The sequence below is a fragment of the Cellulomonas chitinilytica genome (assembly GCF_016862675.1).
Taxonomy (GTDB): domain Bacteria; phylum Actinomycetota; class Actinomycetes; order Actinomycetales; family Cellulomonadaceae; genus Cellulomonas; species Cellulomonas chitinilytica.
Genome location: NZ_BONK01000005.1, coordinates 14,095 through 36,649 on the forward strand (window position 1 = coordinate 14,095; position 22,555 = coordinate 36,649).

Annotated in this window: 23 protein-coding genes; 11 read left to right on the forward strand and 12 right to left on the reverse strand. The window is 71.8% G+C overall.

The window, feature by feature from the left end:
• Window positions 1-56: 56 nt before the first annotated feature.
• From Cch01nite_RS08350 to Cch01nite_RS08370, 5 genes are all read right to left on the reverse strand, one after another.
• Window positions 57-866: an ABC transporter permease gene (locus Cch01nite_RS08350; protein ID WP_203751247.1), complete on the reverse strand. Its 810-nt coding sequence runs from the start codon at window positions 864-866 to the stop codon at window positions 57-59.
• Complete coding sequence (locus tag Cch01nite_RS08355) at window positions 866-1,837, reverse strand: ATP-binding cassette domain-containing protein (protein ID WP_203751258.1); 972 nt, start codon at window positions 1,835-1,837, stop codon at window positions 866-868. Before Cch01nite_RS08355 ends, Cch01nite_RS08350 begins: the two co-directional genes overlap by 1 nt.
• Window positions 1,834-2,790, reverse strand: a complete 957-nt coding sequence (locus tag Cch01nite_RS08360; protein WP_203751260.1) for a COX15/CtaA family protein — start codon at window positions 2,788-2,790, stop codon at window positions 1,834-1,836. Before Cch01nite_RS08360 ends, Cch01nite_RS08355 begins: the two co-directional genes overlap by 4 nt.
• Window positions 2,791-2,866: 76 nt before the next feature.
• On the reverse strand, window positions 2,867-3,634 hold the full coding sequence (locus tag Cch01nite_RS08365; protein ID WP_203751263.1) for an ABC transporter permease: 768 nt from the start codon (window positions 3,632-3,634) through the stop codon (window positions 2,867-2,869).
• Window positions 3,631-4,554, reverse strand: coding sequence for an ABC transporter ATP-binding protein (locus Cch01nite_RS08370; RefSeq protein WP_203751266.1), 924 nt, complete (start codon window positions 4,552-4,554; stop codon window positions 3,631-3,633). The genes Cch01nite_RS08365 and Cch01nite_RS08370 overlap by 4 nt, the downstream gene beginning before the upstream one ends.
• 215 nt (window positions 4,555-4,769) lie before the next feature.
• On the opposite strand from Cch01nite_RS08370, the gene Cch01nite_RS08375 reads away from it, so the two are divergent.
• From Cch01nite_RS08375 to Cch01nite_RS08410, 8 genes are all read left to right on the forward strand, one after another.
• Window positions 4,770-5,531 carry a helix-turn-helix transcriptional regulator gene (locus tag Cch01nite_RS08375; RefSeq protein WP_203751269.1) on the forward strand — a complete coding sequence of 254 codons (762 nt, stop codon included), beginning with the start codon at window positions 4,770-4,772 and terminating at the stop codon, window positions 5,529-5,531.
• The gene (sufB, locus tag Cch01nite_RS08380; RefSeq protein ID WP_203751271.1) at window positions 5,528-6,970 is read left to right on the forward strand and encodes a Fe-S cluster assembly protein SufB; all 1,443 of its coding nucleotides are present in this window, start codon (window positions 5,528-5,530) and stop codon (window positions 6,968-6,970) included. The genes Cch01nite_RS08375 and sufB overlap by 4 nt, the downstream gene beginning before the upstream one ends.
• Window positions 6,970-8,262, forward strand: a complete 1,293-nt coding sequence (gene sufD, locus Cch01nite_RS08385) for a Fe-S cluster assembly protein SufD (protein WP_203751273.1) — start codon at window positions 6,970-6,972, stop codon at window positions 8,260-8,262. Before sufB ends, sufD begins: the two co-directional genes overlap by 1 nt.
• Window positions 8,259-8,591 (forward strand): non-heme iron oxygenase ferredoxin subunit, encoded by a 333-nt coding sequence (locus Cch01nite_RS08390; protein ID WP_203751275.1) that lies wholly within the window; start codon window positions 8,259-8,261, stop codon window positions 8,589-8,591. Before sufD ends, Cch01nite_RS08390 begins: the two co-directional genes overlap by 4 nt.
• 17 nt (window positions 8,592-8,608) lie before the next feature.
• Window positions 8,609-9,367, forward strand: a complete 759-nt coding sequence (gene sufC, locus Cch01nite_RS08395) for a Fe-S cluster assembly ATPase SufC (RefSeq protein WP_203751278.1) — start codon at window positions 8,609-8,611, stop codon at window positions 9,365-9,367.
• An 85-nt stretch (window positions 9,368-9,452) separates the two neighbouring features.
• Entirely contained in the window at window positions 9,453-10,790 is a 1,338-nt protein-coding gene (locus Cch01nite_RS08400) for a SufS family cysteine desulfurase (protein ID WP_373309896.1), read from the forward strand.
• On the forward strand, window positions 10,787-11,272 hold the full coding sequence (gene sufU, locus Cch01nite_RS08405) for a Fe-S cluster assembly sulfur transfer protein SufU (RefSeq protein WP_203751281.1): 486 nt from the start codon (window positions 10,787-10,789) through the stop codon (window positions 11,270-11,272). Before Cch01nite_RS08400 ends, sufU begins: the two co-directional genes overlap by 4 nt.
• Window positions 11,269-11,595 carry a metal-sulfur cluster assembly factor gene (locus tag Cch01nite_RS08410; RefSeq protein ID WP_203751284.1) on the forward strand — a complete coding sequence of 109 codons (327 nt, stop codon included), beginning with the start codon at window positions 11,269-11,271 and terminating at the stop codon, window positions 11,593-11,595. The genes sufU and Cch01nite_RS08410 overlap by 4 nt, the downstream gene beginning before the upstream one ends.
• A 290-nt stretch (window positions 11,596-11,885) precedes the next feature.
• Here Cch01nite_RS08410 and Cch01nite_RS08415 read toward each other — a convergent pair whose 3' ends face one another.
• Together Cch01nite_RS08415 and Cch01nite_RS08420 are read right to left on the reverse strand one after the other, a co-directional pair.
• Complete coding sequence (locus tag Cch01nite_RS08415) at window positions 11,886-12,263, reverse strand: hypothetical protein (protein ID WP_203751287.1); 378 nt, start codon at window positions 12,261-12,263, stop codon at window positions 11,886-11,888.
• 319 nt (window positions 12,264-12,582) lie between these two features.
• On the reverse strand, window positions 12,583-13,143 hold the full coding sequence (locus tag Cch01nite_RS08420; protein WP_203751290.1) for a hypothetical protein: 561 nt from the start codon (window positions 13,141-13,143) through the stop codon (window positions 12,583-12,585).
• Between the two features lie 1,459 nt (window positions 13,144-14,602).
• Here Cch01nite_RS08420 and Cch01nite_RS08425 point away from each other — a divergent pair.
• Window positions 14,603-16,216, forward strand: a complete 1,614-nt coding sequence (locus tag Cch01nite_RS08425) for a hypothetical protein (RefSeq protein WP_203751293.1) — start codon at window positions 14,603-14,605, stop codon at window positions 16,214-16,216.
• 46 nt (window positions 16,217-16,262) lie between these two features.
• Here Cch01nite_RS08425 and Cch01nite_RS08430 read toward each other — a convergent pair whose 3' ends face one another.
• The 5 genes from Cch01nite_RS08430 to Cch01nite_RS08450 form a co-directional block, all read right to left on the reverse strand.
• A complete protein-coding gene (locus tag Cch01nite_RS08430) occupies window positions 16,263-16,865 on the reverse strand; it encodes a GNAT family N-acetyltransferase (RefSeq protein ID WP_203751296.1) in 603 nt (200 codons plus the stop codon).
• Window positions 16,866-16,911: 46 nt separating this feature from the next.
• Window positions 16,912-17,787 carry a KPN_02809 family neutral zinc metallopeptidase gene (ypfJ, locus tag Cch01nite_RS08435; RefSeq protein ID WP_203751299.1) on the reverse strand — a complete coding sequence of 292 codons (876 nt, stop codon included), beginning with the start codon at window positions 17,785-17,787 and terminating at the stop codon, window positions 16,912-16,914.
• A 63-nt stretch (window positions 17,788-17,850) separates the two neighbouring features.
• Complete coding sequence (locus Cch01nite_RS08440; RefSeq protein ID WP_203751302.1) at window positions 17,851-18,498, reverse strand: energy-coupling factor transporter transmembrane component T family protein; 648 nt, start codon at window positions 18,496-18,498, stop codon at window positions 17,851-17,853.
• Window positions 18,495-19,235 (reverse strand): energy-coupling factor ABC transporter ATP-binding protein, encoded by a 741-nt coding sequence (locus Cch01nite_RS08445; protein ID WP_203751305.1) that lies wholly within the window; start codon window positions 19,233-19,235, stop codon window positions 18,495-18,497. Before Cch01nite_RS08445 ends, Cch01nite_RS08440 begins: the two co-directional genes overlap by 4 nt.
• Before the next feature lie 5 nt (window positions 19,236-19,240).
• On the reverse strand, window positions 19,241-19,897 hold the full coding sequence (locus Cch01nite_RS08450; RefSeq protein WP_203751308.1) for a biotin transporter BioY: 657 nt from the start codon (window positions 19,895-19,897) through the stop codon (window positions 19,241-19,243).
• Between the two features lie 159 nt (window positions 19,898-20,056).
• On the opposite strand from Cch01nite_RS08450, the gene Cch01nite_RS08455 reads away from it, so the two are divergent.
• Both Cch01nite_RS08455 and Cch01nite_RS08460 read left to right on the forward strand, forming a co-directional pair.
• Window positions 20,057-21,655, forward strand: a complete 1,599-nt coding sequence (locus Cch01nite_RS08455; protein ID WP_203751311.1) for an ABC-F family ATP-binding cassette domain-containing protein — start codon at window positions 20,057-20,059, stop codon at window positions 21,653-21,655.
• Between the two features lie 217 nt (window positions 21,656-21,872).
• Window positions 21,873-22,553 carry a YceI family protein gene (locus Cch01nite_RS08460; protein WP_239070127.1) on the forward strand — a complete coding sequence of 227 codons (681 nt, stop codon included), beginning with the start codon at window positions 21,873-21,875 and terminating at the stop codon, window positions 22,551-22,553.
• Window positions 22,554-22,555: the final 2 nt, after the last annotated feature.

Here is a 22,555-nt window from a genome sequence, read left to right on the forward strand (position 1 = left end):
GCCCGCCTGGCGGCCTCGCGACGCCCGGGCCCGTGCAGGGACCGGGCGTCGCGCTGTCAGCGGCTCGTCGACCTGCGGTACTGCATGTTGGCCAGCGGCACGAAGATGAGCAGGAACACGCCCGTCCAGATGAGCGTGTAGACCTCGGCGTGCTGCAGCGGCCAGGCGTCCGGGGTCGGGACGCCTGCCGGGATGTTGCCGAAGAGCTCGCGTGACGCCTGCGTCACCGCCGACACCGGGTTCCACTCGGCGAACGTCTGCAGCGGCGCGGGCAGCGTCTCGAGCGGCACGAACGTGTTCGCGACGAACGTCAGCGGGAAGATCACGATGAACGTGGCGTTGTTGAACACCTCGACGCTCGGCACGAGCATCCCGAGCCAGGCCATGACCCACGAGATCGCGTACGCGAACACCAGCAGCAGCAGGAACCCGAGCGCGGCCTCGGCGGGGGAGCTGTGGATGCCCCACCCGACGAGCAGGCCGGTGAGCGCCATGACGACGAGGACGATGACGTTGTTCACGACGTCCGAGAGCGTCCGACCGGTGAGGACCGCGGACGGGGCCATGGGCAGGGACCGGAAGCGGTCGATGATGCCCTTCTTGACGTCGTCCGCGAGGCCGGCGCCGGTGATCGTGGCGCCGAAGATGACGGTCTGGGCGAAGATCCCCGCCATGAGGAACTCGCGGTAGGCGTCGGGGTCCGCGCCGCCGGGGACGTTGATCGCGCCGCCGAACACGTACGCGAACAGCAGCACGAACATGATCGGCGACAGCGTGGTGAAGACCAGGAGGTCGGGGACCCTCTTGATCTTGATGATGTTGCGCTTGGCGACGACGTACGCGTCGGTGAACACGGTCGCGGACATCACACACCCGCCTTCTCGCTGACGGGCTCGTCCTCGGACACGTGGCCCGTGAGGGAGAGGAAGACGTCGTCCAGCGTCGGCCGTCGTAGCCCGACGTCGTCGAGCATCAGGCCCGCGCCGTCCAGCACCCGCAGCGCCTCCGTGAGGGTCTGGGCGCCCCCCTGCACGGGGAACAGGAGCGCTCGGCGGTTGGCCTCGACCGTGGCGGGGCCGACGGCCAGCGGCTCCAGGAGGGTCCGCGCCTCGTCGAGCCGGGAGGCGTCGCGCACGGTGAGCTCGAGACGTTCGCCGCCGACCTGCTGCTTGAGCTGGTCGGAGGTGCCGTGCGCGATGATCCGCCCGTGGTCGATGACGACGATGTCGTCGGCGAGCAGGTCGGCCTCCTCGAGGTACTGCGTGGTGAGCAGCAGGGTCGTGCCCCCGGCGACCAGGGTCTGGATGACGTCCCACATCTCCGTGCGCCCGCGTGGGTCGAGGCCCGTCGTGGGCTCGTCGAGGAAGATCACGGGTGGGTCGGCGACGAGGGCGCCGGCGAGGTCGAGCCGGCGTCGCATGCCGCCGGAGTACGTCTTCGACGGCCTGTCGGCGGCGTCCTCGAGCCGGAACGACGCGAGCAGCTCGCGCGCCCGCTCGCTCGACCGTCTGCGACCGAGGTGGTAGAGGCGGCCGATCATCTCGAGGTTCTCGTAGCCCGTCAGGTACTCGTCGACGGCCGCGTACTGACCGGAGAGGCCGATCTTGCGGCGCACGGCGCGGGGGGCGGCGAGCACGTCGATGCCGGCGACCTCCGCGGAGCCGGCGTCGGGCTGGAGCAGGGTGGTGAGGATCCGGACGATGGTCGTCTTGCCCGCACCGTTGGGTCCCAGGAGCCCGAGGACGGTGCCGGTAGGAACCGTGAGGTCCACGCCGTCGAGGGCGGTGACGTCCTTGTACTTCTTGACGAGGCCTTGCGCGACGATCGCAGGAGTCATACCGCGAGCGTAGGTGTGACCTCCGACACATCTCCACGGACGCGGAGGGATCCGGCGAACGACACCACACCTGCGGTCAGGAGCGCCGCCCCCACGAGGTGCAGGTTGACGAGCGCGATCGGCAGACCCGTGAACAGCTGGACGTACCCGACGAGACCCTGGCCGAGCGTCACGCCGAGCAGCACCCAGCCGGTGGTCCGCGCCCGGCCCGGGACGCCGGCCCGCAGGACCCGGACGAGCACGGCGACGAGGACCACGACGAACGCCCAGACCGCCGCGGAGTGCACGCGCGCGACCGTGTACGGGTCGAGGGCGAACCGGTAGCCGATCTCGTCGTCCCCCGAGTGCGGGCCGGCTCCGGTGGTCACGACCCCCAGCCCCAGGACGACGACCGTGAGCGCGGCGAGCACCCACATCAGGCCACGCGTCGTCCCGTCGACGAGCGAGACGGGCGGTGCGTCGCCCTCCCGGGTCCGCACCACCAGCCACATCGACACCGCCACGAGGGCCATCGAGATGAGCAGGTGGCTCGCGACGATCGCCGGGTGCAGGTCGACCAGCACGGTGATGCCGCCGACGACCGCCTGCACGAGCACCCCGACCAGCGGGGCCAGGCCGAGCCAGCGGTACGACCGCACGCGCGAACGGTCGGTGAAGACCAGCAGGGCGACGACGACGCCGACGGCCACGAGGAGGCCGCTGACGGTCCGGTTGCCGAACTCGATGAACGGGTGGATCGACGTCGCGTCGTGGAACCGGGGAGTGAACTCGCCGGGCTCGCACTGCGGCCACGTCGAGCAGCCGAGGCCGGAGCCGGTGAGGCGGACCGCGCCGCCGGTGCCGACGATGACGATCTGCCCGACGAGGTTGGCGAGGACGGCCGGCCACACCCAGCGCGGCCGCCACCGGTCGAGCAGCGACGGTGCGGGGTCGAGCGTGGTCGGCGAGGTCACGGTGACCAGCCTACGGTCGGCCGTCGGACGTCCACGCCGCGTCGACGGCGAGGCTCGTCACACCCGCGTCGCCCGCTCAGTGCCAGCGGAAGAGGCGCCCGGCACCCCAGCCGAGGGCGGCCGTCCAGGCGACCAGGACGACGACCGACCAGGGCGGCAGGACCCCGTGCAGGAGCGTCTCGCGCATCGCCTCGCCGAGCGCGCCGGACGGCAGCAGGAGCGCGACGTGCTCGAGCGGTCCGGGCAGGCGCGACGCCGGGATGATCACGCCGCCCGCCACGGCGAGCACGATGAGCGCGAGGTTCGCGACGGCGAGCACCGCCTCGGCGCGCAGCGTGCCCGCGACGAGGAGCGCGAGCGACGTGAAGGCACCGGTGCCGAGCACGACGGCGACGAGCGCGAGGCCGAGGCCGGCCGGGTCGGGCCGCCAGCCGAGCAGCACCGCGGTCAGCCCGATGACGACGATCTGCACGACCTCGACCCCGAGGACACCGAGGACCTTGCCGGCGAGCAGCCCGCCGCGACCCAACGGTGTGGTGGACAGCAGCCGCAGCACGCCGTTGCGCCGGTCGAACGACGAGGCGATGGCCTGCGACGTGAACGACGAGGTCATGACGGCGAGGGCGAGGATGCCCGGGGTCAGGAAGTCGATGCGGGACTCGCCGGCTGTGTCGAGGTCGACGAACGTGCCCCGGGTCAGGCCGACGAGCACGAGCACCGGCACGATGATCGTGACCAGCAGCTGCTCGCCGTTGCGCAGGATGGCGCGCGTCTCAAACGACGTCTGGGCGAGCACGCGCCGCCAGGTGGGAGCGGCGCCCGGGTGGGTCGTCGTGGCGGTCATCGCAGGTCCCGTCCCGTCAGGTCGAGGAAGACGTCCTCGAGCGTGCGGCGGCCGACCGTGATCCGCGTGGCCAGCTCGTCGTGCTCCGCGAGCCACCCGGTGAGGGCGGCGAGCGTGCGCGGCGTGACCGTGCCGGTGACCGCGTAGGTGCCCGCGACGTGCTCGTCGACGGTCAGCCCGTCGCCCAGCGCCCGGGCCAGCGCGGCGGTGTCGAGACCGGGGGAGGCCTGCAGCTGCAGCGTGCGGTCGTCGGCCGCCGCGAGGAGCGCACCGACCGACCCCTGGGCGACGACGCGGCCGTGGTCGACCACGACGACGTGGTCCGCGAGGTCCTCGGCCTCGTCCATGAGGTGCGTGGTGAGGAGCACGGCGACGCCCTCGTCGCGCAGCTCGCGCACGAGGTCCCAGACGGCCCGGCGCGACTGGGGGTCCATCCCCGCGCTCGGCTCGTCCAGGAACACGATCTCGGGGCGCCCGACGACCGCGGCCGCGAGCGCGAGACGCTGACGCTGGCCCCCGGAGAGCCGCCGGACGGTCGTGCGTCCGAACGACCCGAGGCCGAGCCGCTCGGTGAGCTCGCCGAGGTCGCGCGGGGAGGCGTACATGCGGGCGACGTGGGCGAGCATGTCCAGCGCCCGCACGCCGGTGGGCAGCCCGCCGTCCTGGAGCATCACGCCGACCCGCGGCCGCAGGTCGCGCGCGGAGGTCGCCGGGTCGAGGCCGAGGACGCGGACGCTGCCCTCGTCGGGCGTGCGGAGACCCTCGCAGCACTCGACGGTCGTCGTCTTGCCCGCGCCGTTCGGGCCGAGCACCGCGGTCACCTGGCCGGCACGGGCGACGAGGTCGAGGCCGTCGACGACGGCGCGGTCGCCGTACCGCTTGACGAGCCCGGTGATCTCGAGCGCGGGGGAGTCGGGCACGGAAGGGAAGTCTAGGGCCGCGTCGACGTCGGCCCCGGCCGCGCGGGCACGGTGTGACGGTCGTCATGCACGGCGTGGTGAGGGGGACCTTGCTTGCGGGGATGGATTTCGGCAACAAGGATGTTGCCGATATCGAGGCCCTTCTCAGGGCCGGAGCGCGCCGCTGCCCGACGAGACGTCGTCGGTGGCGCACGGGACGACGAACCGGAGGTGTCATGAGCGCGACGCTGCCCACGACGGCACCGACCCCGGCGTCCGCCCTGCCACCTGCGGTCGACGTCCCCGAGACCGACGCCGGGACCCGTCAGCACGTCCTCCAGCTCGTGGCCAGCAGAGGGCCCGTGTCCGCCGCGGAGCTCGCCGCGCAGCTCGACCTGACCCCGGCGGGGATCCGTCGTCACCTCGCGATCCTCGAGCACACCGACCAGATCGCCGTCCACGAGACCACGGGCACCGCACCGGCACGCCGCGGTCGACCGGCCCGTCGGTACGTCGTCACGGGCCGTGGCCAGGCCGCCCTGTCCCACCGGTACTCCGAGCTCGCGACCCAGGCGCTGCGCTTCCTCGCGGAGACGGCCGGCCGCGACGCCGTCGAGTCCTTCGCCGAGCAGCGCGTCCGGGACCTCGAGACCCGGCTGGCCGCGAGCATGTCGGGCACCGACGGCGTCGACGCGCGGGCCCGGGTGCTCGCCGACGCGCTCACCGACGAGGGGTACGCCGCGAGCGCCCGCCCGGCGCCGAGCGGCCTCGCCGTGCAGCTGTGCCAGGGACACTGCCCCGTGCAGGACGTCGCGCACGAGTTCCCCCAGCTCTGCGAGGCCGAGGCCCGGGCGTTCTCGCGCCTGCTCGGCGTCCACGTGCAGCGCCTCGCCACCCTCGCGGGCGGCGGTCACGTCTGCACCACGAACATCCCGACGACGCTTCCCCCCACGAACCTCCCAGCCCCCGTGCTCGCCATGGAAGGACCGACAGCATGAGCGCACCCACCGAGAACGCGGCCCAGCCGCAGCTCACCCAGGACGAGGCCATCGCCTCGATCGGCAACTACAGCTTCGGCTGGCACGACCCGGACGTCGCCGGGGCGACCGCGAAGCGCGGTCTGTCCGAGGCCGTCGTCCGGGAGATCTCCGCGCTCAAGAACGAGCCCGAGTGGATGCTCAAGACGCGGCTGAAGTCGCTGCGCCTGTTCGACAAGAAGCCGATGCCCTGGTGGGGCGCGGACCTGTCGGGCATCGACTTCGACAACATCAAGTACTTCGTGCGCTCGACGGAGAAGCAGGCGTCCAGCTGGGAGGACCTGCCCGACGACATCAAGAACACGTACGACCGGCTGGGCATCCCGGAGGCGGAGAAGCAGCGCCTCGTCGCGGGCGTCGCCGCGCAGTACGAGTCCGAGGTCGTCTACCACCAGATCCAGGAGTCGCTCGAGGAGCAGGGCGTCATCTTCCTCGACACCGACACGGGCCTGCGCGAGCACCCGGAGATCTTCGAGCAGTACTTCGGCTCCGTGATCCCCCCGGGCGACAACAAGTTCGCGTCGCTGAACACGGCCGTGTGGTCGGGCGGCTCGTTCGTCTACGTCCCGCCGGGCGTGCACGTCGAGATCCCGCTGCAGGCCTACTTCCGGATCAACACCGAGAACATGGGCCAGTTCGAGCGGACGCTGATCATCGCCGACGAGGGCTCGTACGTGCACTACGTCGAGGGCTGCACCGCGCCGGTGTACTCGTCCGACTCCCTGCACTCCGCGGTCGTCGAGATCATCGTCAAGAAGAACGCCCGCGTCCGGTACACGACCATCCAGAACTGGTCGAACAACGTCTACAACCTCGTGACGAAGCGGGCGACCGCCGCCGAGGGCGCGACGATGGAGTGGGTCGACGGCAACATCGGCTCCAAGGTCACCATGAAGTACCCGGCGATCTACCTCATGGGCGAGCACGCGCGCGGCGAGACGCTGTCCATCGCGTTCGCCGGCGAGGGCCAGCACCAGGACGCCGGCTCGAAGATGGTGCACGCCGCGCCGCACACGTCGTCGTCGATCGTGTCGAAGTCCGTCGCGCGCGGCGGTGGCCGCACGTCGTACCGCGGGCTCGTCCAGATCCTCGAGGGCGCCTCGCACTCCGCGAGCAACGTCCTGTGCGACGCGCTGCTCGTCGACCAGATCTCCCGCTCGGATACCTACCCGTACGTCGACGTCCGCGAGGACGACGTGTCGATGGGCCACGAGGCCACGGTGTCCCGCGTGAGCGAGGACCAGCTGTTCTACCTGATGTCCCGAGGCATGCCCGAGACCGAGGCCATGGCCATGATCGTGCGCGGGTTCGTCGAGCCCATCGCCCGTGAGCTGCCCATGGAGTACGCCCTCGAGCTGAACCGCCTCATCGAGCTGCAGATGGAAGGGGCCGTCGGCTGATGACGACCACCACGAACGACGCGGGTCTCTCGACAGATCACTCCCGCGCCACCGCCGACGGCGCCCACACGCACGGCGTCGGCGGCACCCCCGAGTCGTCGCGCGCGTCGCGACCGACGTCCTTCGACGTCGCCGACTTCCCCGTGCCCACCGGGCGCGAGGAGGAGTGGCGGTTCTCGCCGGTCGACCGGATCGCGCCGCTGTTCGCCGCGGACACCGCCGGTGTGCTGGCGGGTCACGGTGTCCTGACGACGGTCGTCGAGGCGCCCGAGGTCAAGGTCGAGATCGTCGAGCGTGACGACGCCCGCCTCGGCCGCGCCGGCAAGCCGGGCGACCGGACCGCCGCGACCGCGTGGGCGTCGTTCCCGCGGGCGACGGTCGTGACGATCCCGCGCGAGGCCGTCGCGTCGAGCGTGACGTCGATCCGCGTCGAGGGCGTCGAGGGGGCGGGCACGCACGACGCTCCGCTCGACCCGTCCGCGTCGCACCTGCTCGTGCACGCCGAGGCCCTGTCGCAGGGTGTCGTGCTCATCGACCACGTCGGGCACGCGTCGCTGACCGAGACCGTCGAGATCGTTGCGGACGCGGGTGCGCACCTCACCGTCGTGTCCGTCCAGGACTGGGCGCAGGGGTCGGTGCACACGTCGTCGCACCGCCTGCGCATCGACCGCGACGCGACCGTCAAGCACATCGTCGTCACGCTCGGCGGCGACGTCGTGCGCGTGACGCCCGACGCCGAGTTCGTCGGCGAGGGCGCCTCGGTGAAGATGCTCGGGCTCTACTTCGCGGACGCCGGCCAGCACCAGGAGCAGCGCCTGTTCGTCGACCACGCGGTGCCGAACTGCATCTCGCGCGTCACGTACAAGGGCGCGCTGCAGGGCGAGGGCGCGCACACCGTGTGGGTCGGCGACGTGCTCATCCGTGCGGCGGCCGAGGGCACCGACACGTACGAGCTCAACCGCAACCTCGTCCTCACGGACGGTGCGCGGGCCGACTCGGTGCCGAACCTCGAGATCGAGACCGGCGTCATCGAGGGCGCGGGTCACGCGAGCGCGACCGGTCGCTTCGACGACGAGCAGCTGTTCTACCTGCGCGCCCGCGGCATCCCGGAGACGGACGCCCGTCGGCTCGTCGTGCGTGGCTTCTTCGCCGAGCTGATCCACGAGATCGGGGTGCCGGACGTCGAGGAGCGCCTGCTCGCCGCGATCGAGAAGGAGCTCGAGGCGTCCATGAGCGCGCTCGACGCCGTCTCTGCCGGTGCCGCAGGCGGTGCCGGTACGGAGCAGGCATGACCGCACAGCTCGCCTGCTACGACGAGGACGTGCCGGTCGCCGGCACGTTCCGCGTCGAGCTCGAGGCGGAGTCCGGCACCGTCGAGGTCGCGATCGTCCGCGACGAGGCCGGTGAGCTGCACGCGATCAGCGACATCTGCTCGCACGGTGCGGTCTCGCTGTCCGACGGCGAGGTCGAGGACTGCACGATCGAGTGCTGGCTGCACGGGTCGCGGTTCGACCTGCGCACCGGCAAGCCGACCGGGCCTCCCGCCGTCCGCCCCGTCCCCGTCTACCCCTTGACCGTCGACGGCCAGCGCGTGCTGGTCGACGTCGACGCCCCTCTCTGAGCTAGGAGCACCCCCGCATGGCCACCCTGGAGATCCGCGACCTGCACGTCAGCGTCGAGACCAAGGAGGGCGCCAAGCCCATCCTGCGCGGTGTCGACCTCACCGTGAGCAGCGGCGAGACGCACGCCATCATGGGCCCGAACGGGTCCGGCAAGTCGACGCTCGCGTACTCGCTCGCGGGCCACCCGAAGTACCAGATCACCTCGGGCACCGTGACGCTCGACGGCGAGGACGTCCTCGCGCTGTCGGTCGACGAGCGTGCCCGCGCCGGCCTGTTCCTCGCCATGCAGTACCCGGTCGAGGTCCCGGGCGTGTCGGTGTCGAACTTCCTGCGCACCGCCAAGACGGCGATCGACGGCCAGGCGCCGCCGCTGCGCACCTGGGTCAAGGACGTCCGCACCGCGATGGACGACCTGCGCATGGACCCGACGTTCGCCGAGCGCTCCGTCAACGAGGGCTTCTCCGGCGGCGAGAAGAAGCGCCACGAGATCCTCCAGATGGAGCTCCTCAAGCCGAAGTTCGCCATCCTCGACGAGACGGACTCCGGCCTCGACGTCGACGCGCTGCGCGTCGTGTCCGAGGGCGTCAACCGCGTCCGGCAGAACCCCGAGGTGGGCGTGCTGCTCATCACGCACTACACGCGCATCCTGCGCTACATCAAGCCCGACTTCGTGCACGTCTTCGTCGACGGCAAGGTCGCCGAGGAGGGCGGGCCCGAGCTGGCCGACCGCCTCGAGAACGAGGGCTACGACCGCTTCCTGTCCAGCGCCGTCTGACGGTCCGCGACAGCACCACTGCCGGTGCCGCCCCCTCCCGGGGCGGTGCCGGCGGCACCACCGGCACCACCAGGAGGGCGGACCCGTGACCAGCACGCTCGACGAGACGCGTGACGCGGCGCGCACTGCAGGGCTGCTCGACGACGTCGAGCTCGCCGCCGTCCGCGCCGACTTCCCGCTGCTGTCCCGCACGCTGCGGGGTGGCCGGCCCCTCGTCTACCTCGACTCGGGCGCGACGTCGCAGAAGCCCGAGGTCGTCCTCGACGCCGAGCAGGACTTCTACGTCCAGCGCAACGCAGCGGTGCACCGCGGCGCGCACCAGCTCGCCGAGGAGGCCACCGAGGCGTTCGAGGACGCCCGCGACAGGGTCGCGTCGTTCGTCGGTGTGTCGCCCGGCGAGCTCGTCTGGACGTCGAACGCGACGGCGGGGATCAACCTCGTCGCGTACGCGATGTCGAACGCGTCGCTGGGACGCGGCGGGTCTGCTGCCGAGCGCTTCGCGCTGCGGGCGGGCGACGAGATCGTCGTGACCGAGGCCGAGCACCACGCGAACCTCGTGCCGTGGCAGGAGCTCGCCGCCCGCACGGGCGCGACGCTGCGCTGGCTCGGGCTGGACGACGACGGCCGCATCCGGGCCGACGAGCTCGACACGGTCGTCACCGACCGCACCAAGGTGCTGGCGTTCACGCACGCGTCGAACGTCACGGGAGCCATCACGCCCGTCGCGCGGTTCGTCGCGCGTGCGCGGGAGGTCGGCGCGCTCACGGTGCTCGACGCCTGCCAGTCGGTCCCGCACCTGCCCGTCGACCTGCACGCGCTCGGCGTCGACTTCGCCGCGTTCTCCGGCCACAAGATGCTCGGTCCGACGGGCGTCGGCGCGCTGTACGGGCGGCGCGAGCTGCTCGAGGCGATGCCGCCCGTGACCACCGGCGGCTCGATGGTCGAGGTCGTCACCATGGAGACGACCACGTACGCCCCGCCGCCGCAGCGGTTCGAGGCCGGCACGCAGATGGTGTCGCAGGCCGTCGGCATGGGGGCCGCCGCGTCGTACCTCGCCGAGCTCGGGATGGACGCCGTCGCTGCGCACGAGGCCCACCTCACGGGCCTGCTGCTCGACGCGGTCGCCTCGGTGCCGGGCGTCCGGGTGATCGGCCCGACCGACACGGCCGACCGGCTCGCGACCGTCGCGTTCGTCGTCGACGGCGTGCACGCGCACGACGTCGGGCAGGTCCTCGACGACGCGGGCGTCGCCGTGCGCGTCGGCCACCACTGCGCACAGCCGCTGCACCGCCGGTTCGGTGTCGCGGCGACGGCCCGGGCGACCGCGGCCGTGTACACGACCGACGAGGAGATCGCCGTGTTCCGGGAAGCACTCGCGGGGGTCCGGGCGTTCTTCGGACTGACGGACGGGAGTGGCGCATGAGCACGGGCTCGATGGAGCAGCTGTACCAGCAGGTCATCCTCGACCACGCGAAGTTCCCGCACGGTCGGGGCCTCGGGGTCGCCGCTGCCGACCTGCGCACGGGGGAGTCGCACCAGGTGAACCCCACCTGCGGCGACGAGGTGACCCTGCAGGTGGACCTCGACGACGCGGGAGTGGTCCGTGACGTGCGCTGGGAGGGCCAGGGGTGCTCGATCTCCCAGGCTTCGGTCTCGGTCCTGCACGACCTCGTGGTCGACCACGACCTGAACGCCGTCGACGACCTCGCCGACACGTTCCGCGCGCTCATGCAGTCGCGCGGCGCCGGCCTCGACGACGACGCCGAGGAGAAGCTCGGCGACGCCGCCGCCTTCACCGGCGTCGGCAAGTACTCGGCGCGCGTCAAGTGCGCCCTGCTCGGCTGGGTCGCCCTGACCGACGCCCTGATCAAGACCGGTGCGACGCGCACCCCGGAGGACTCATGAGCACCGAGACCAGCCCCACGACCGTCGCCGACGTCGAGGAGGCGCTGCGCGACGTCATCGACCCCGAGCTCGGCATCAACGTCGTCGACCTCGGCCTCGTCTACGGGGTCGTCATCGACCAGACCAACACCGCCGTCATCGACATGACGCTCACGTCGGCGGCCTGCCCGCTGACCGACGTCATCGAGGACCAGTCGGCGCAGGCCCTCGACGGGATCGTCGACGGGTTCCGCATCAACTGGGTGTGGATGCCGCCGTGGGGCCCGGAGAAGATCACCACCGACGGCCGCGAGCAGATGCGGGCGCTCGGCTTCAACATCTGAGCAAGGCCAATCCGGAGACCCTGGTCAGCGTGCTGATCGGGGTCTTCGGCTGTCCTGACCTGCATGTTTGATCGTTGCGATTCGTTGGGAAGCCTTCCGGACAGTTCGGACGTAGTTGTTTCTCTCGCGGAGCGAAGATGGCGCGCGGCTCATCTGTGGGAGACGCTGCGCCTATCCCTCGTCGACCAGCGCAGCACGCCAAGCGTCGAGGTCCCTCAGTTCGTCGATCAAGGAAGTCCTGATGATGGTGCCGGTCTTAGTTGGCTGGAGACCCCAATTGGGGGTGCCCGTCAGTGCTCGTCCCTCTGGCGCTGACGGGCTTGGGCCATTGCGGCCACGATCACGGTGAGTGCCTCGTAGAACAGCACAAACCACACCAGAAGCGCGGCTGCACCGTGCACGCCTTCGCCAGACGCGACCCCCCAGCAGGCCACGAGGATTGCGGCCAGGACGAGTGCGGTGATGATCGCAATCGCGACAGGTGCTGGCGGTAGGAAGACCCGCAGCCACGGTCGCTCGTCGAGGCGCAGGCGCATCGAGAGGTGTCGGTTTCCCCGTACCTGACGGCGAATGAACTCTCGATCGATGAACGTAACGACGAGCAGCACGGGGATCACCGTTGCGATCACGCCCGCACCATCTGGGGTGATGTACGTGAGCCCGTCCACGCAGCGACCATATGGCGCCCGCCCGAGCGGCGTGTCGGAGCCGCGCCGTACCGTCCGCGCCATGCACTGCGTGCACTACCTCCGGACCAGCTCCGAGCCCGTCGGCATGACGCCCGTTGTCACCGCTGAGGTTCGCCACCGTGACCGGCGAGACCTACGACGGGACGGCCTTCACGGTGCCCGTAGCCGTGGTGTCGCGAGCACCCGCGCCGCCGTCGGCTGCGCAGTGGTTGTGCGTGCGGCAGACGACGGTCAGACCTAAGCGTTACTTGCTCGCGTGGGAACCAGCGGACAGGGCGCGGGCGACGTGAGCGTGGGCTTACTCCGGCACTTCCCGCAGAGAGGAGTCGATACGGTGCACCGTCTCGCCGGTCTTGGTGTCGACGATCAGAAACCCATCCCCGTCCGGGATGAGCTTCCAGAATCCCAGCCCGACCATGTTGAACACGGGCAGAGGTTTCCCAGCGCGCGTCCGTGTCCCCACCCAGTAGGTACCCGAGTGCGTGATCGATGTATTCAACTGCTCGATCCGCTCCTCGACCTCGTCGCGCGCAACCTCGACAGGGTCAACATCGGGCGCTTTGCTTTCGAGCTTCGCGATGAGGTCCTGCAGGGCGCCGATGGCGCCGATCACGGCGGCAAAGCCGGGGTCGACCTCTGCGTCGCCGAACTTGAGTCGAGGCACAAACCCGAGCACAGTGACGAGGCCGAAGAGCGCCGCGACAACGAGCAGCGTGGTCGCACCCGCGCCGTTCTCGGTTCGGAACACTGCGAGAACGCCGAACGTGCCGAGTGTCAGTGCCGCGAGCCCGGTCGTCGCACGCCACATTCGGTGCATGCCTTGCGGGAGAGCTAGTCGGGCCGCCGTCGAGTCCATCACGGATCGGACGCTAGACCCACGCGCGTGACCAGCGTGGGACTTCGGCTGATCTCGGCCGCTCGCCCCTCCCGAGTGTGGGACGGTGATCCTCCCGTTGCGATACTGGGTGCCGGGGAGAGCGTTCCGCGCAGTCAGGCCGCCCCGACCTGTCCAAGCCGCTGCGGGCCGCACGTGCTCACGGCGGGTGTGATTCGGCTCTGCCGGCAGACACGCGGGGCCCTCGTCGGACGCCCGGATCCGTTCGCCGAACTCGACAAAACGGAGACGGGTCGCCCTTCGCCGTGCTCGTCCACGCGCAGCGTCGAGCGTGGGACGGATCAGTCGGACAGGCGACAAGGTTGAGGTCGCGCGTTCGCCGAACCGATGCGCGCTCGCGCGAAGAGGTAGTCCCTATCGCTGCACCGAGGCTTCGGGCTAGCTGGCCGTGCCCTGGAGATCCGTGGGCGGTCCGTCGAGCTTCGTGAGGATGCCCTTTGTGTCTCGTTCCCACCACGCCCCAGCGTTGTCTCGAAAGGTGATCTGGACGGGGATCGAGCCCTCAGAGTTCACCAGCGTGAACGCGAGCGGTGCTTCGTAGTCGCGGCCCGGGGGCAAGACCCACGTGCGCGACCGCTTGGGATCACCACTTGTGTTCGTGTCAGAGAACGCCCGTTCCCATGGTGCGTACAAGGTCACGTTCCACACAGGTTCTTCGCTCGCGTTCCTCGCAATGGCCGTTGCCCCCAATCGGCCGGGTCGCCCACCGGGGCTGATCGACCCCGCGTCCATCCAGGCGGCGACCCTCTGCGCCTGCGCCCGAGTCGCTCTGAGCTCGGTTGCGGCGTCACGGTCACGCTGTCGACGACGATCTCGGGTGTTCCGTACCTCCGCGAGCGCTCCGAGCACGAGCGCCACCACGACGGCGGCCAGCGTGGCCCATGCGGTCACGTTCTCTTGCAAGGTTGCTCCGGCGTGACTGCTCATGCTCGGCAGCGTGGCACGAGTGCTCCGATCGCGTCCCGGATGTGACGGGGGGCGTCGTCGGGCACCACTTTCCGACATCTGTCGGACGAACCTACCTGCGATTCCGCCCGAAGCGGCCCGATCCAGCGATTCCTTCACCCGCAAACACCCCTCGGCAAGCCGCCCTGTCCGGGTGCGTTTCCGCGGGTCAGGGTCCCCTCTGGAGAGAGATCAGAAAGTCGCGGGTTCCCAAGCCGGACATCCAGAACAACCTGAACCCCTTGACCTGCGGAAACGCGCTGTTCGCAGGTCAGTCATGCGGTTCGTCGAGCAGGGGAGTCGCCTTCGCCGTGCGACCGCACTGGGCCGGAGAGGTCGGTCCGTCGGCGGGTGCACGCGTGGGTGCCCGAAGATGCTGGGCCGGACCGTCTCGTCGTGGTGTCGTGTTGCCGTGACGAGCGAAGGCCCCGTGCCTCGCGTCCCGGTCGCCGATCGTCCGCCGGGGCGATCGCCGAGCGTGGCGGCCCGTCCGTCGGCGACGAGCGGGCGCGTCCTCGGGATCGACCACCTCGACGCCGGTGGGCTGCGACGGATCCAGCGCACCGCGGGGAACGCCGCCGCAACATCACTTCTCGGCGGGGCCGGCCCGACGGTCCAGAGGCTGCAGGTCGACATGACGGCCGGCGGCTCGGTGGGCGACGCCCCGGCGGCCAACCCGCGCGAGGCGGTGCGGCTCGCGCTCGACCGGATGCACGTGCTCTGGGGCATCAACGACGACGACTACCGGACGGTGTACCCCGTCGTGTCCGCCCTCCCCCCTGGGGCGCCGGTCACCGATCCCGCGGTCCGCGCGACCGTGTCGGCCGCGCTCACCCGTACGCAGGCACCCGTGCTCGTCCCGGAGGTCGCGCGGGCGCAGTTCGGGGCGCCGCTCGGCGCCGGGGTCGGCACGGGCCAGCCCAACCAGCCGGCGGACGTCACGATCGTCCAGGACCTGCTCGACAGGGCGGGTCTGCTGGCGGGGTCGGCCTCGGCGACGGAGCGAGCGGTCGTCGCCGGGGGAGGCACGCTCGACGCGGGCGTGCTGCCGCAGACGTTCGCCGGCATCGGCGCGCTGAAGATGCGCATGGTCGCGGGCCACGGCGCTCCACGGTGGGAGCCGCTCATCAGGGCGGACGAGGCGGATGCCACAGGTGGCGACAGGCTCGCCGACCGGACGTTCCAGTTCCAGGACTTCATGGTCTTCGTCCCGTCGGCGGCGGTCGCGACGACGACGAACGACGTCCACGTCTTCTTCTCCGCGGGGGGTGTCGTCGGAGGGACGTCGCACGTCGAGCACCACGGGCTGCGCGGGGCGTCGGAAGCGGGCGACCGCATCCTCATCGCGGTCCAGGGCCAGGAAGGCCAGGCGTTCACGATCAGCGACCAGCAGATCCGGCTCGCGCTCGAGGCTGCGGGGCGTCCCGCGTCGATCGCCTCCCTCACGATCTCGGCGCACAGCCGGGGCAACCAGGGGCTCGCCAGGACGCTGCGCCGGCGCCTGCTCGTCACCTCCCTGATCCAGCACATCACCGTGCTCGACGGCAACGACCAGGCACGACAGCTCCTCGCCGCGTTCGCGGCGGCGCGCATCCCGCTGTCGCGCGTGACCGCCGAGATCGTCACCACCGGCCAGTTCGGGACGTTCGGGCCCGGCGTCCGCACCCACTCGATCGACCCGGGAGGAGCCCGGGCCATCGGGTACGCCCGGCTGATCCAGGATGCCGCCGCGCTCGGTCGGGTGACCCCGATGCCGCCCGCGATCGTCGCTCTCGCCACGGCGGCGGGTCTGCCACCGCGAGGGGCGTTCACCGCCGTCACGCCCGCGCCACCGGGGAAGACGGACATCCGCGCGTTCATCCGGTCGCACGCGGCGCAGCTCGCCGCGCTCCGCGTCGGGGAGCGACGAGTCCCGGACGTCGGCGCGTTGGCCGGCTCGGAGACGACCTCGCCCTATGCGTTCGTCGAGTGGAACGACCTGCTGAACCTGCGCGACGCGACGGCGGCCCGGAGCACGTGGCGCTCCGTCTCGCCCGGGATCTACTCGCACCACCTCTTCGTCGCAGAGATGGCCGGCGAGGTCATGACCTGAGCGGTCGCGGGGCGGGAGAGCCAGGACTCGGCGTGGCGGCCCTCGGTCAGAACCGCGGCAGGTCGTTCAGCGCGGCCACCGGCGGCGAGCTGACGAGGGTGCCCGTCATCCACGGCTCGTGGTCCGGCAGCAGGGCGACCTGGTAGGCGCCGGCCGGGATGTGCTCCGGGGACGGCGACGGGAATCCGAGCGGCTCGGCCGCCGCGAAGCCTCGGCGCCCGTAGAAGTGCGGGGAGCCTTCGAGGACCACGAGCGGCCAGCCGCCCGCGGTCGCCACGGCGAGGGCGTGCGCGACGAGCGCGGTGCCGATGCCCTGGCCCTGGTGCTCGGGGACGACGGACAGCGGCGTCAGCATGAGGGCGTCGACGCGTCGGCGGGACGTCTCGATCCAGCAGCGGGTCAGCAGCACGTGCCCGACGGGCTGGTCGTCGAGACGTGCCACGAACGACAGGCCGGGGATCCAGGCCTCCGCGGTGGCGCGCAGACCGTCGAGCATCTCGACGACCTCGTCGGCGTCCGGCCCGAACGCGCGTGCCACGACGTCGCGGACGGCGTCGACGTCGTCGGCCCGTTCGACGTCGATCGCCACGACCGGGCGGCCGAGGGCAGGGTGCTGCGCGGAAGGGCCAGGGTCTCGGATCGGGGTCATGCGTGGACCGTGCCCATCAGCGGCGCCGGGCGCCAGTGAATTGGCCTCACAGCGTGTCCGTCGAGAACGTGTCGCACGCGTCGAACGTCCCTTGCTCGTAGCCGGTGGTGAACCATCGGGCCCGCTGCTCGCTGGACCCGTGCGTCCACGTGTCGGGGTTGATGCCGCCGCCGGACTGCGCCTGGATGTGGTCGTCGCCCACGGCCTGCGCCGCGGAGAGGGCCTGCTCGAGGGTGTCGGCGGTGATGGGGTCGAGGAACGGGACGCCGGTGTCCGGGTCGACGGTGGTGGCGGCCCGGCCGGCCCACATGCCCGCGTAGCAGTCCGCCTGGAGCTCGACGCGGACGGAGTCGGAGTCGGCGCCCGTGCCACCGCGCTGCGCCTGGTCCATGACGCCCGTGAGCTGCTGGACGTGGTGCCCGTACTCGTGCGCCTCGACGTACTCCTCGGCGAGCGGCCCGCCCTCGGCGCCGAACCGGCTCTGCAGCTCGTCGAAGAAGCCGAGGTCGAGGTAGATCGTCGCGTCGGGCGGGCAGTAGAACGGGCCGGTGCTCGACGAGGCGCTGCCGCACGCGGTGTCGGCAGCGCCCTCGAAGGAGTAGACCTCGGGCTGCGCGAACGTCACGCCGGCGGCGGTCACCGTGGGCCCCCAGTAGGCGTCGAGCGACTGGATGGTGGCGGACAGACGGCAGGACGGGTCGGTGTTCGCCTGCTCGGCGGTGCAGTCGCCGATGGTGCCCTCGGTCGTGTCCGCCCCGGAGCCGCCGCCCGCCACCCCGGACAGGTCCACCTGCCCGTTGCTGAACACGTAGATGAGCGCGACGACCAGCGCGGCGAGGCCGCCACCGCCGGCCGCGATCTTCCCGCCGCGGCCCGTGCGGACCCGCCCGCCCTCGAAGCTGCCACCCTCCTGGAACGTCATCCGGGAAACCTAACCGTGAGGGCGATGATCCGCCCGCCGGGCGCTGGACGTCCGTCCGGAGGGTCAGTCCTCGCCGATGCCCCGCGCGGCCAGCGCGTCCCCGGTGGACCGCGCGTGGCCGACCATCCGGACGGCCGCGGGGACGAGCAGGGCCCGGGGGTCCCGGTCGAGCCCACGGGCGCGGGCGGCGTCCCAGGACTCGTGGGTGGTCTGGGCGAGGACGGGGATGGTGCGCAGGAGCAGGGCCACCGCCAGGGCGAACGTCTCGGGTGGGAGCCCGACGTGCCGCAACGGCCGCACGAGCCGCGCGAGGACGTCGAGCAGCCGGTCGGCCCGGGTCGTCGCGGTGACGACGGCGGCGAGCATGACGAGCGCGAGCAGGTCGGCGACGACCTCGACGGCCGTGGCCCCACCCCGCGCCCACCACTGGTACCCGCCCACGACGAGGGCGGTGAGCAGCACCGGCCGCACGCCGCTGGCCGCCCGGTGCCACGGCACGCGGGAGACGACCTGGAGGACGACGGCGACGCCGAGCGCCACCAGCCCCGACACCGGCCCGTGCACGACGGCGATCACGACGCCCGCGACGGCCAGGCCCGCGAGCTTCACGCCCGCGGGCGCCCGGTGCAGCGGGCTGGTGTCCGGGTGGTAGAGCCCGAGCGGCCCGGCCCACGGCGCCCGCAGCGGCTTGCCGGCCGGTGCGCGGCTCATCGGACGTCCCCGACCCGGTGACCGGGTCCCGTCATGAGGTCGCGGTAGTGCCCGACGCCCGCGGCGGGGTCCCCGTCGAACACGATCCGGCCCGAGTCGACGACCAGCACGCGGTCGGCGCGCAGGGCGGCGTCGAGGTCGTGCGTGACGACGACGACCTGCTGGTCGAGGCCGGCCAGCAGGTCGTCGACGACGCTGCGCCAACGCAGGTCCAGCAGCGTCGTCGGCTCGTCGCACACGAGCACGTCGGGCTCGGTCGCGAGCACCGACGCCAGGGCGAGGAGCTGCCGCTGGCCCCCGGAGAGGGCGTGCACAGGCACCTCGGCCCGGTCGGCCAGCCCGAACCGCGCCAGGGCCGCGCGCGCTGCCGCGTCGCGCTCGGACGCCGAGATCGGCAGCCGGCGCAGCGACAGCGCGACGTCCTCGACCGGCGTCGGCATCACGAGCTGCGCGTCGGGGTCGGTGAACATGAACCCGACCCGCCGCCGCACCGCGGCACCGTCCCGCGCCGTGTCGAGGCCGTCGACCGTGACCCGGCCGGCCGACGGCAGCACGAGCCCGTTGAGCAGCCGCGCGAGCGTGGACTTCCCCGAGCCGTTCGCCCCGACGACGGCGACCCGCCGCTCCTCGACCCGCAGCGTCACCGGCCCGAGGAGCGTGACGACACGGTCGGCACCGCCCCCCGGGTCGGGGCTGTAGGCGGTGACGACGACGTCGTCGAGGGCGAGGACGGGCACGGGCGTCAGCGGCGCGTGCGCAGCAGGTCGGGGTACGCCCGGAAGACGGCCAGGGCCACACCGGCGGCGAGCAGGTTCTTCGCGATGTCCCCGGGCCAGTACTTGAGGTCGAAGACGAAGGCCTCCGAGTACGACAGGCCGAGCGTGAGGTGCAGGCCGACGATGCCGCCGACGTGGATCGTGAGGATGCTCGCGACCAGGCCCGACAGGAACAGGCCGACGTACCGCCAGGCGGTCGGCAGCCGCAGCGCGTACCCGGCGAGGTACCCGGCGAGCGCCGCCGCGAACGGGAACGCGAGCAGGTAGCCGACGGACGGCTTGGACAGGACGGCGACGCCACCGGTGCCCTCGGCGAACACCGGCAGGCCCGCGAGGCCGACCGCGAGGTAGAGGAGCACGGCCAGGGCGCCGCGCTTCCAGCCGAGCACCAGACCGGCGAGGACCACGCCGAACGTCTGCAGCGTGATGGGCACGGGCGTGCCCGTGGGGATGGCGGGCACGATCGCGCAGACGGCGATGAACGCGGCGAAGGTCGCGATCAGCGCGACGTCGGTGGCGACCGAGCGCCGCGCGACCGGGGCCGGTGCGGTGGCGATCGCGGCGTCGGGCGCGTCGTCGGGCGTCGTCAGGGCGATGATCTCGTGCTCAGGTGCGCTGGACATGGGTCCCCCTCGGGATCGTGTCGGGCTGCGGGTGGTCCCGCTGGTGGAGGGTGCGACGGCGGACCCTGCGACCGTTGACGACGCTAGCGGGTCGTAGAATTGCGGTCGTTTGCGCCCGCGGCCAAGACCCGGACGCCTTTCTCGGAGGAAACCCACCACGTGATCACCGCCCAGGCCGTCGAGCTGCGCATCGGCGCCCGCGTGCTGCTGGAACCGTCGACCTTCCGTATCGCCGCCGGGGACCGCATCGGTCTCGTCGGCCGCAACGGTGCCGGCAAGACCACGCTGACCAAGACTCTCGCGGGCCAGACGCAGCCGACGGGCGGCCAGATCGCGCGGTCGAGCGAGGTCGGGTACCTGCCGCAGGACCCGAGCAGCGGCGACCTCGAGCAGCTCGCGCTGGACCGTGTGCTGTCGGCTCGCGGCCTCGACGAGGTCGTCCGCGCGATGCGGGAGACCGAGGGGGCGATGGCGAGCGCGGACGACGAGACGCGCGAGGCCGCCATGGAGCGCTACAGCCGCCTCGACGCCCGGTTCAACGCGGCCGGGGGCTACGCCGCCGAGAGCGAGGCGCACCGCATCACGTCGAACCTCGGGCTCGACGACCGCGTGCTGAGCCAGACGATCGGCACGCTCTCGGGCGGTCAGCGCCGCCGCGTCGAGCTCGCGCGCATCCTGTTCTCGGGGGTCGACACCCTGCTGCTCGACGAGCCGACGAACCACCTGGACGCCGACTCGATCGCGTGGCTGCGCGACTACCTCAAGGCGTACTCGGGCGGCTTCATCGTCATCTCGCACGACGCCGACCTGCTGCGCGCGACGGTGAACAAGGTGTTCCACCTCGACGCGAACCGTTCGCAGCTCGACCAGTACTCGCTCGGCTGGGACGCCTACCTGCTGCAGCGTGAGACGGACGAGAAGCGCCGGCGCCGCGAGCGGGCCAACGCCGAGAAGAAGGCGTCCGTGCTCATCGCGCAGGCCGACAAGATGCGCGCGAAGGCCACGAAGGCGGTCGCCGCGCAGAACATGGCCCGCCGCGCCGAGCGGCTGCTGTCGGGCCTCGAGGAGGTCCGCGCGTCGGACAAGGTCGCCCGCCTGAGGTTTCCGGACCCGGCGCCGTGCGGACGCACCCCGCTCACCGCCGAGGGCCTGTCGAAGTCGTACGGCTCGCAGGAGGTCTTCACCGACGTCGACCTCGCGATCGACCGGGGGAGCAAGGTCGTCGTCCTGGGCCTCAACGGCGCCGGGAAGACGACGCTGCTGCGGATCCTCGGCGGCATCGAGAAGTCGGACACGGGCGAGGTGAAGCCCGGTCACGGCCTCAAGCTCGGCTACTACGCGCAGGAGCACGAGACGCTCGACCTGGACCGGACGGTCGTCGAGAACCTCCGCTCGTCGGCGCCCGACCTCACCGACACGCAGGTCCGCTCGGTGCTCGGGTCGTTCCTGTTCTCGGGCGACGACGCCGACAAGCCCGCCCGGGTCCTGTCCGGTGGGGAGAAGACCCGGCTGGCGCTCGCGGCCCTCGTCGTGTCGAGCGCCAACGTGCTGCTGCTCGACGAGCCGACGAACAACCTGGACCCGGCCTCGCGCGAGGAGATCCTCGCCGCGCTGCGCGGGTACCAGGGGGCCGTCGTGCTCGTCTCGCACGACGAGGGCGCCGTGTCCGCGCTCGACCCCGAGCGGGTGCTGCTGCTGCCCGACGGCGACGAGGACCTGTGGGGTCCGGCGTACCTGGACCTCATCGCCCTGGCGTGACCTGAGGCGTGCGACGGATCCGGACGAACGTCCACGATCCGGGCACGGTGGTGCAATTTTCACCCACTCCGTCACGATGTCCGCACGACGCATCGGTTCGCCGAGACCTCGTCGGCCGCTCGCCAGCTGCCCCTCCCGGGGTGCGCCGTCGTCCGGTCTCGCCACCACCTGCCCCGGTGCGGCGACGACCGACAGGTGACGACGAGGGGGCACGACGATGGAGTCGGAGAACATGCAGGCGGCGACGCGCCGCTGGAAGGGGCTCGACCTGCCCGTGGCAGGGGAGTACGAGCTCGACACCGCGCACAAGCGCATCGGCTTCGTGGCCTCGCACATGATGGTGAGCCAGGTCCGCGGGGAGTTCGAGGCCGCGGCGGCGACGATCGTCGTCGGCGAGGACCCGCTCGAGTCCGGCGTGACGGCGCTCATCGGGGCGGAGTCGCTCACCACCCACAACGAGGAGCGGGACACGCACCTCAAGAGCCCGGACTTCCTCGACGTCGAGCGGTACCCGGCGATCGAGTTCCGCAGTCGCCGCGTCGAGCGGCTCGTCGTCGACGACGCGATCGCGCACTGGGCGCGGCTGCGCAACCACCTGCCCGAGCGGTCGCACGTGTCCGCGGGGCTCGTCGAGCGGACCGTCGGCGTCGGCGGCCGGTTCACGATCATCGGCGACCTGACCGTCCGTGACGTCACCCACGAGGTCGCGCTCGAGATGCACTTCGGCGGGGCGCGCCGCGACCCCTACGGACGGGAGATCTTCGGGTTCTCGGCGACGACCGAGGTGAACCGCGAGGACTTCGGCCTGGTCTGGAACGTCAACCTCGACAACGGCGGGTGGCTCGTCGGCAAGCGGGTGCGCGTCGAGATCGCGGGCGAGGCGATCCGTCAGGGGTGACG

What these genes read in the sequence shown, in the direction of transcription:
- ypfJ (WP_203751299.1), bottom strand. Translation starts at nt 17,787, where the DNA reads ATGACGTTCCAGGAGGGTGGCAGCTTCGAGGGCGGGCGGGTCCGCACG.
- Cch01nite_RS08390 (WP_203751275.1), top strand. Translation starts at nt 8,259, where the DNA reads ATGACCGCACAGCTCGCCTGCTACGACGAGGACGTGCCGGTCGCCGGC.
- Cch01nite_RS08450 (WP_203751308.1), bottom strand. Translation starts at nt 19,897, where the DNA reads ATGTCCAGCGCACCTGAGCACGAGATCATCGCCCTGACGACGCCCGAC.
- Cch01nite_RS08365 (WP_203751263.1), bottom strand. Translation starts at nt 3,634, where the DNA reads ATGACCGCCACGACGACCCACCCGGGCGCCGCTCCCACCTGGCGGCGC.
- Cch01nite_RS08350 (WP_203751247.1), bottom strand. Translation starts at nt 866, where the DNA reads ATGTCCGCGACCGTGTTCACCGACGCGTACGTCGTCGCCAAGCGCAAC.
- Cch01nite_RS08355 (WP_203751258.1), bottom strand. Translation starts at nt 1,837, where the DNA reads ATGACTCCTGCGATCGTCGCGCAAGGCCTCGTCAAGAAGTACAAGGAC.
- Cch01nite_RS08375 (WP_203751269.1), top strand. Translation starts at nt 4,770, where the DNA reads ATGAGCGCGACGCTGCCCACGACGGCACCGACCCCGGCGTCCGCCCTG.
- sufB (WP_203751271.1), top strand. Translation starts at nt 5,528, where the DNA reads ATGAGCGCACCCACCGAGAACGCGGCCCAGCCGCAGCTCACCCAGGAC.
- sufD (WP_203751273.1), top strand. Translation starts at nt 6,970, where the DNA reads ATGACGACCACCACGAACGACGCGGGTCTCTCGACAGATCACTCCCGC.
- Cch01nite_RS08440 (WP_203751302.1), bottom strand. Translation starts at nt 18,498, where the DNA reads ATGAGCCGCGCACCGGCCGGCAAGCCGCTGCGGGCGCCGTGGGCCGGG.
- Cch01nite_RS08460 (WP_239070127.1), top strand. Translation starts at nt 21,873, where the DNA reads ATGGAGTCGGAGAACATGCAGGCGGCGACGCGCCGCTGGAAGGGGCTC.
- sufC (WP_203751278.1), top strand. Translation starts at nt 8,609, where the DNA reads ATGGCCACCCTGGAGATCCGCGACCTGCACGTCAGCGTCGAGACCAAG.
- sufU (WP_203751281.1), top strand. Translation starts at nt 10,787, where the DNA reads ATGAGCACGGGCTCGATGGAGCAGCTGTACCAGCAGGTCATCCTCGAC.
- Cch01nite_RS08410 (WP_203751284.1), top strand. Translation starts at nt 11,269, where the DNA reads ATGAGCACCGAGACCAGCCCCACGACCGTCGCCGACGTCGAGGAGGCG.
- Cch01nite_RS08430 (WP_203751296.1), bottom strand. Translation starts at nt 16,865, where the DNA reads ATGACCCCGATCCGAGACCCTGGCCCTTCCGCGCAGCACCCTGCCCTC.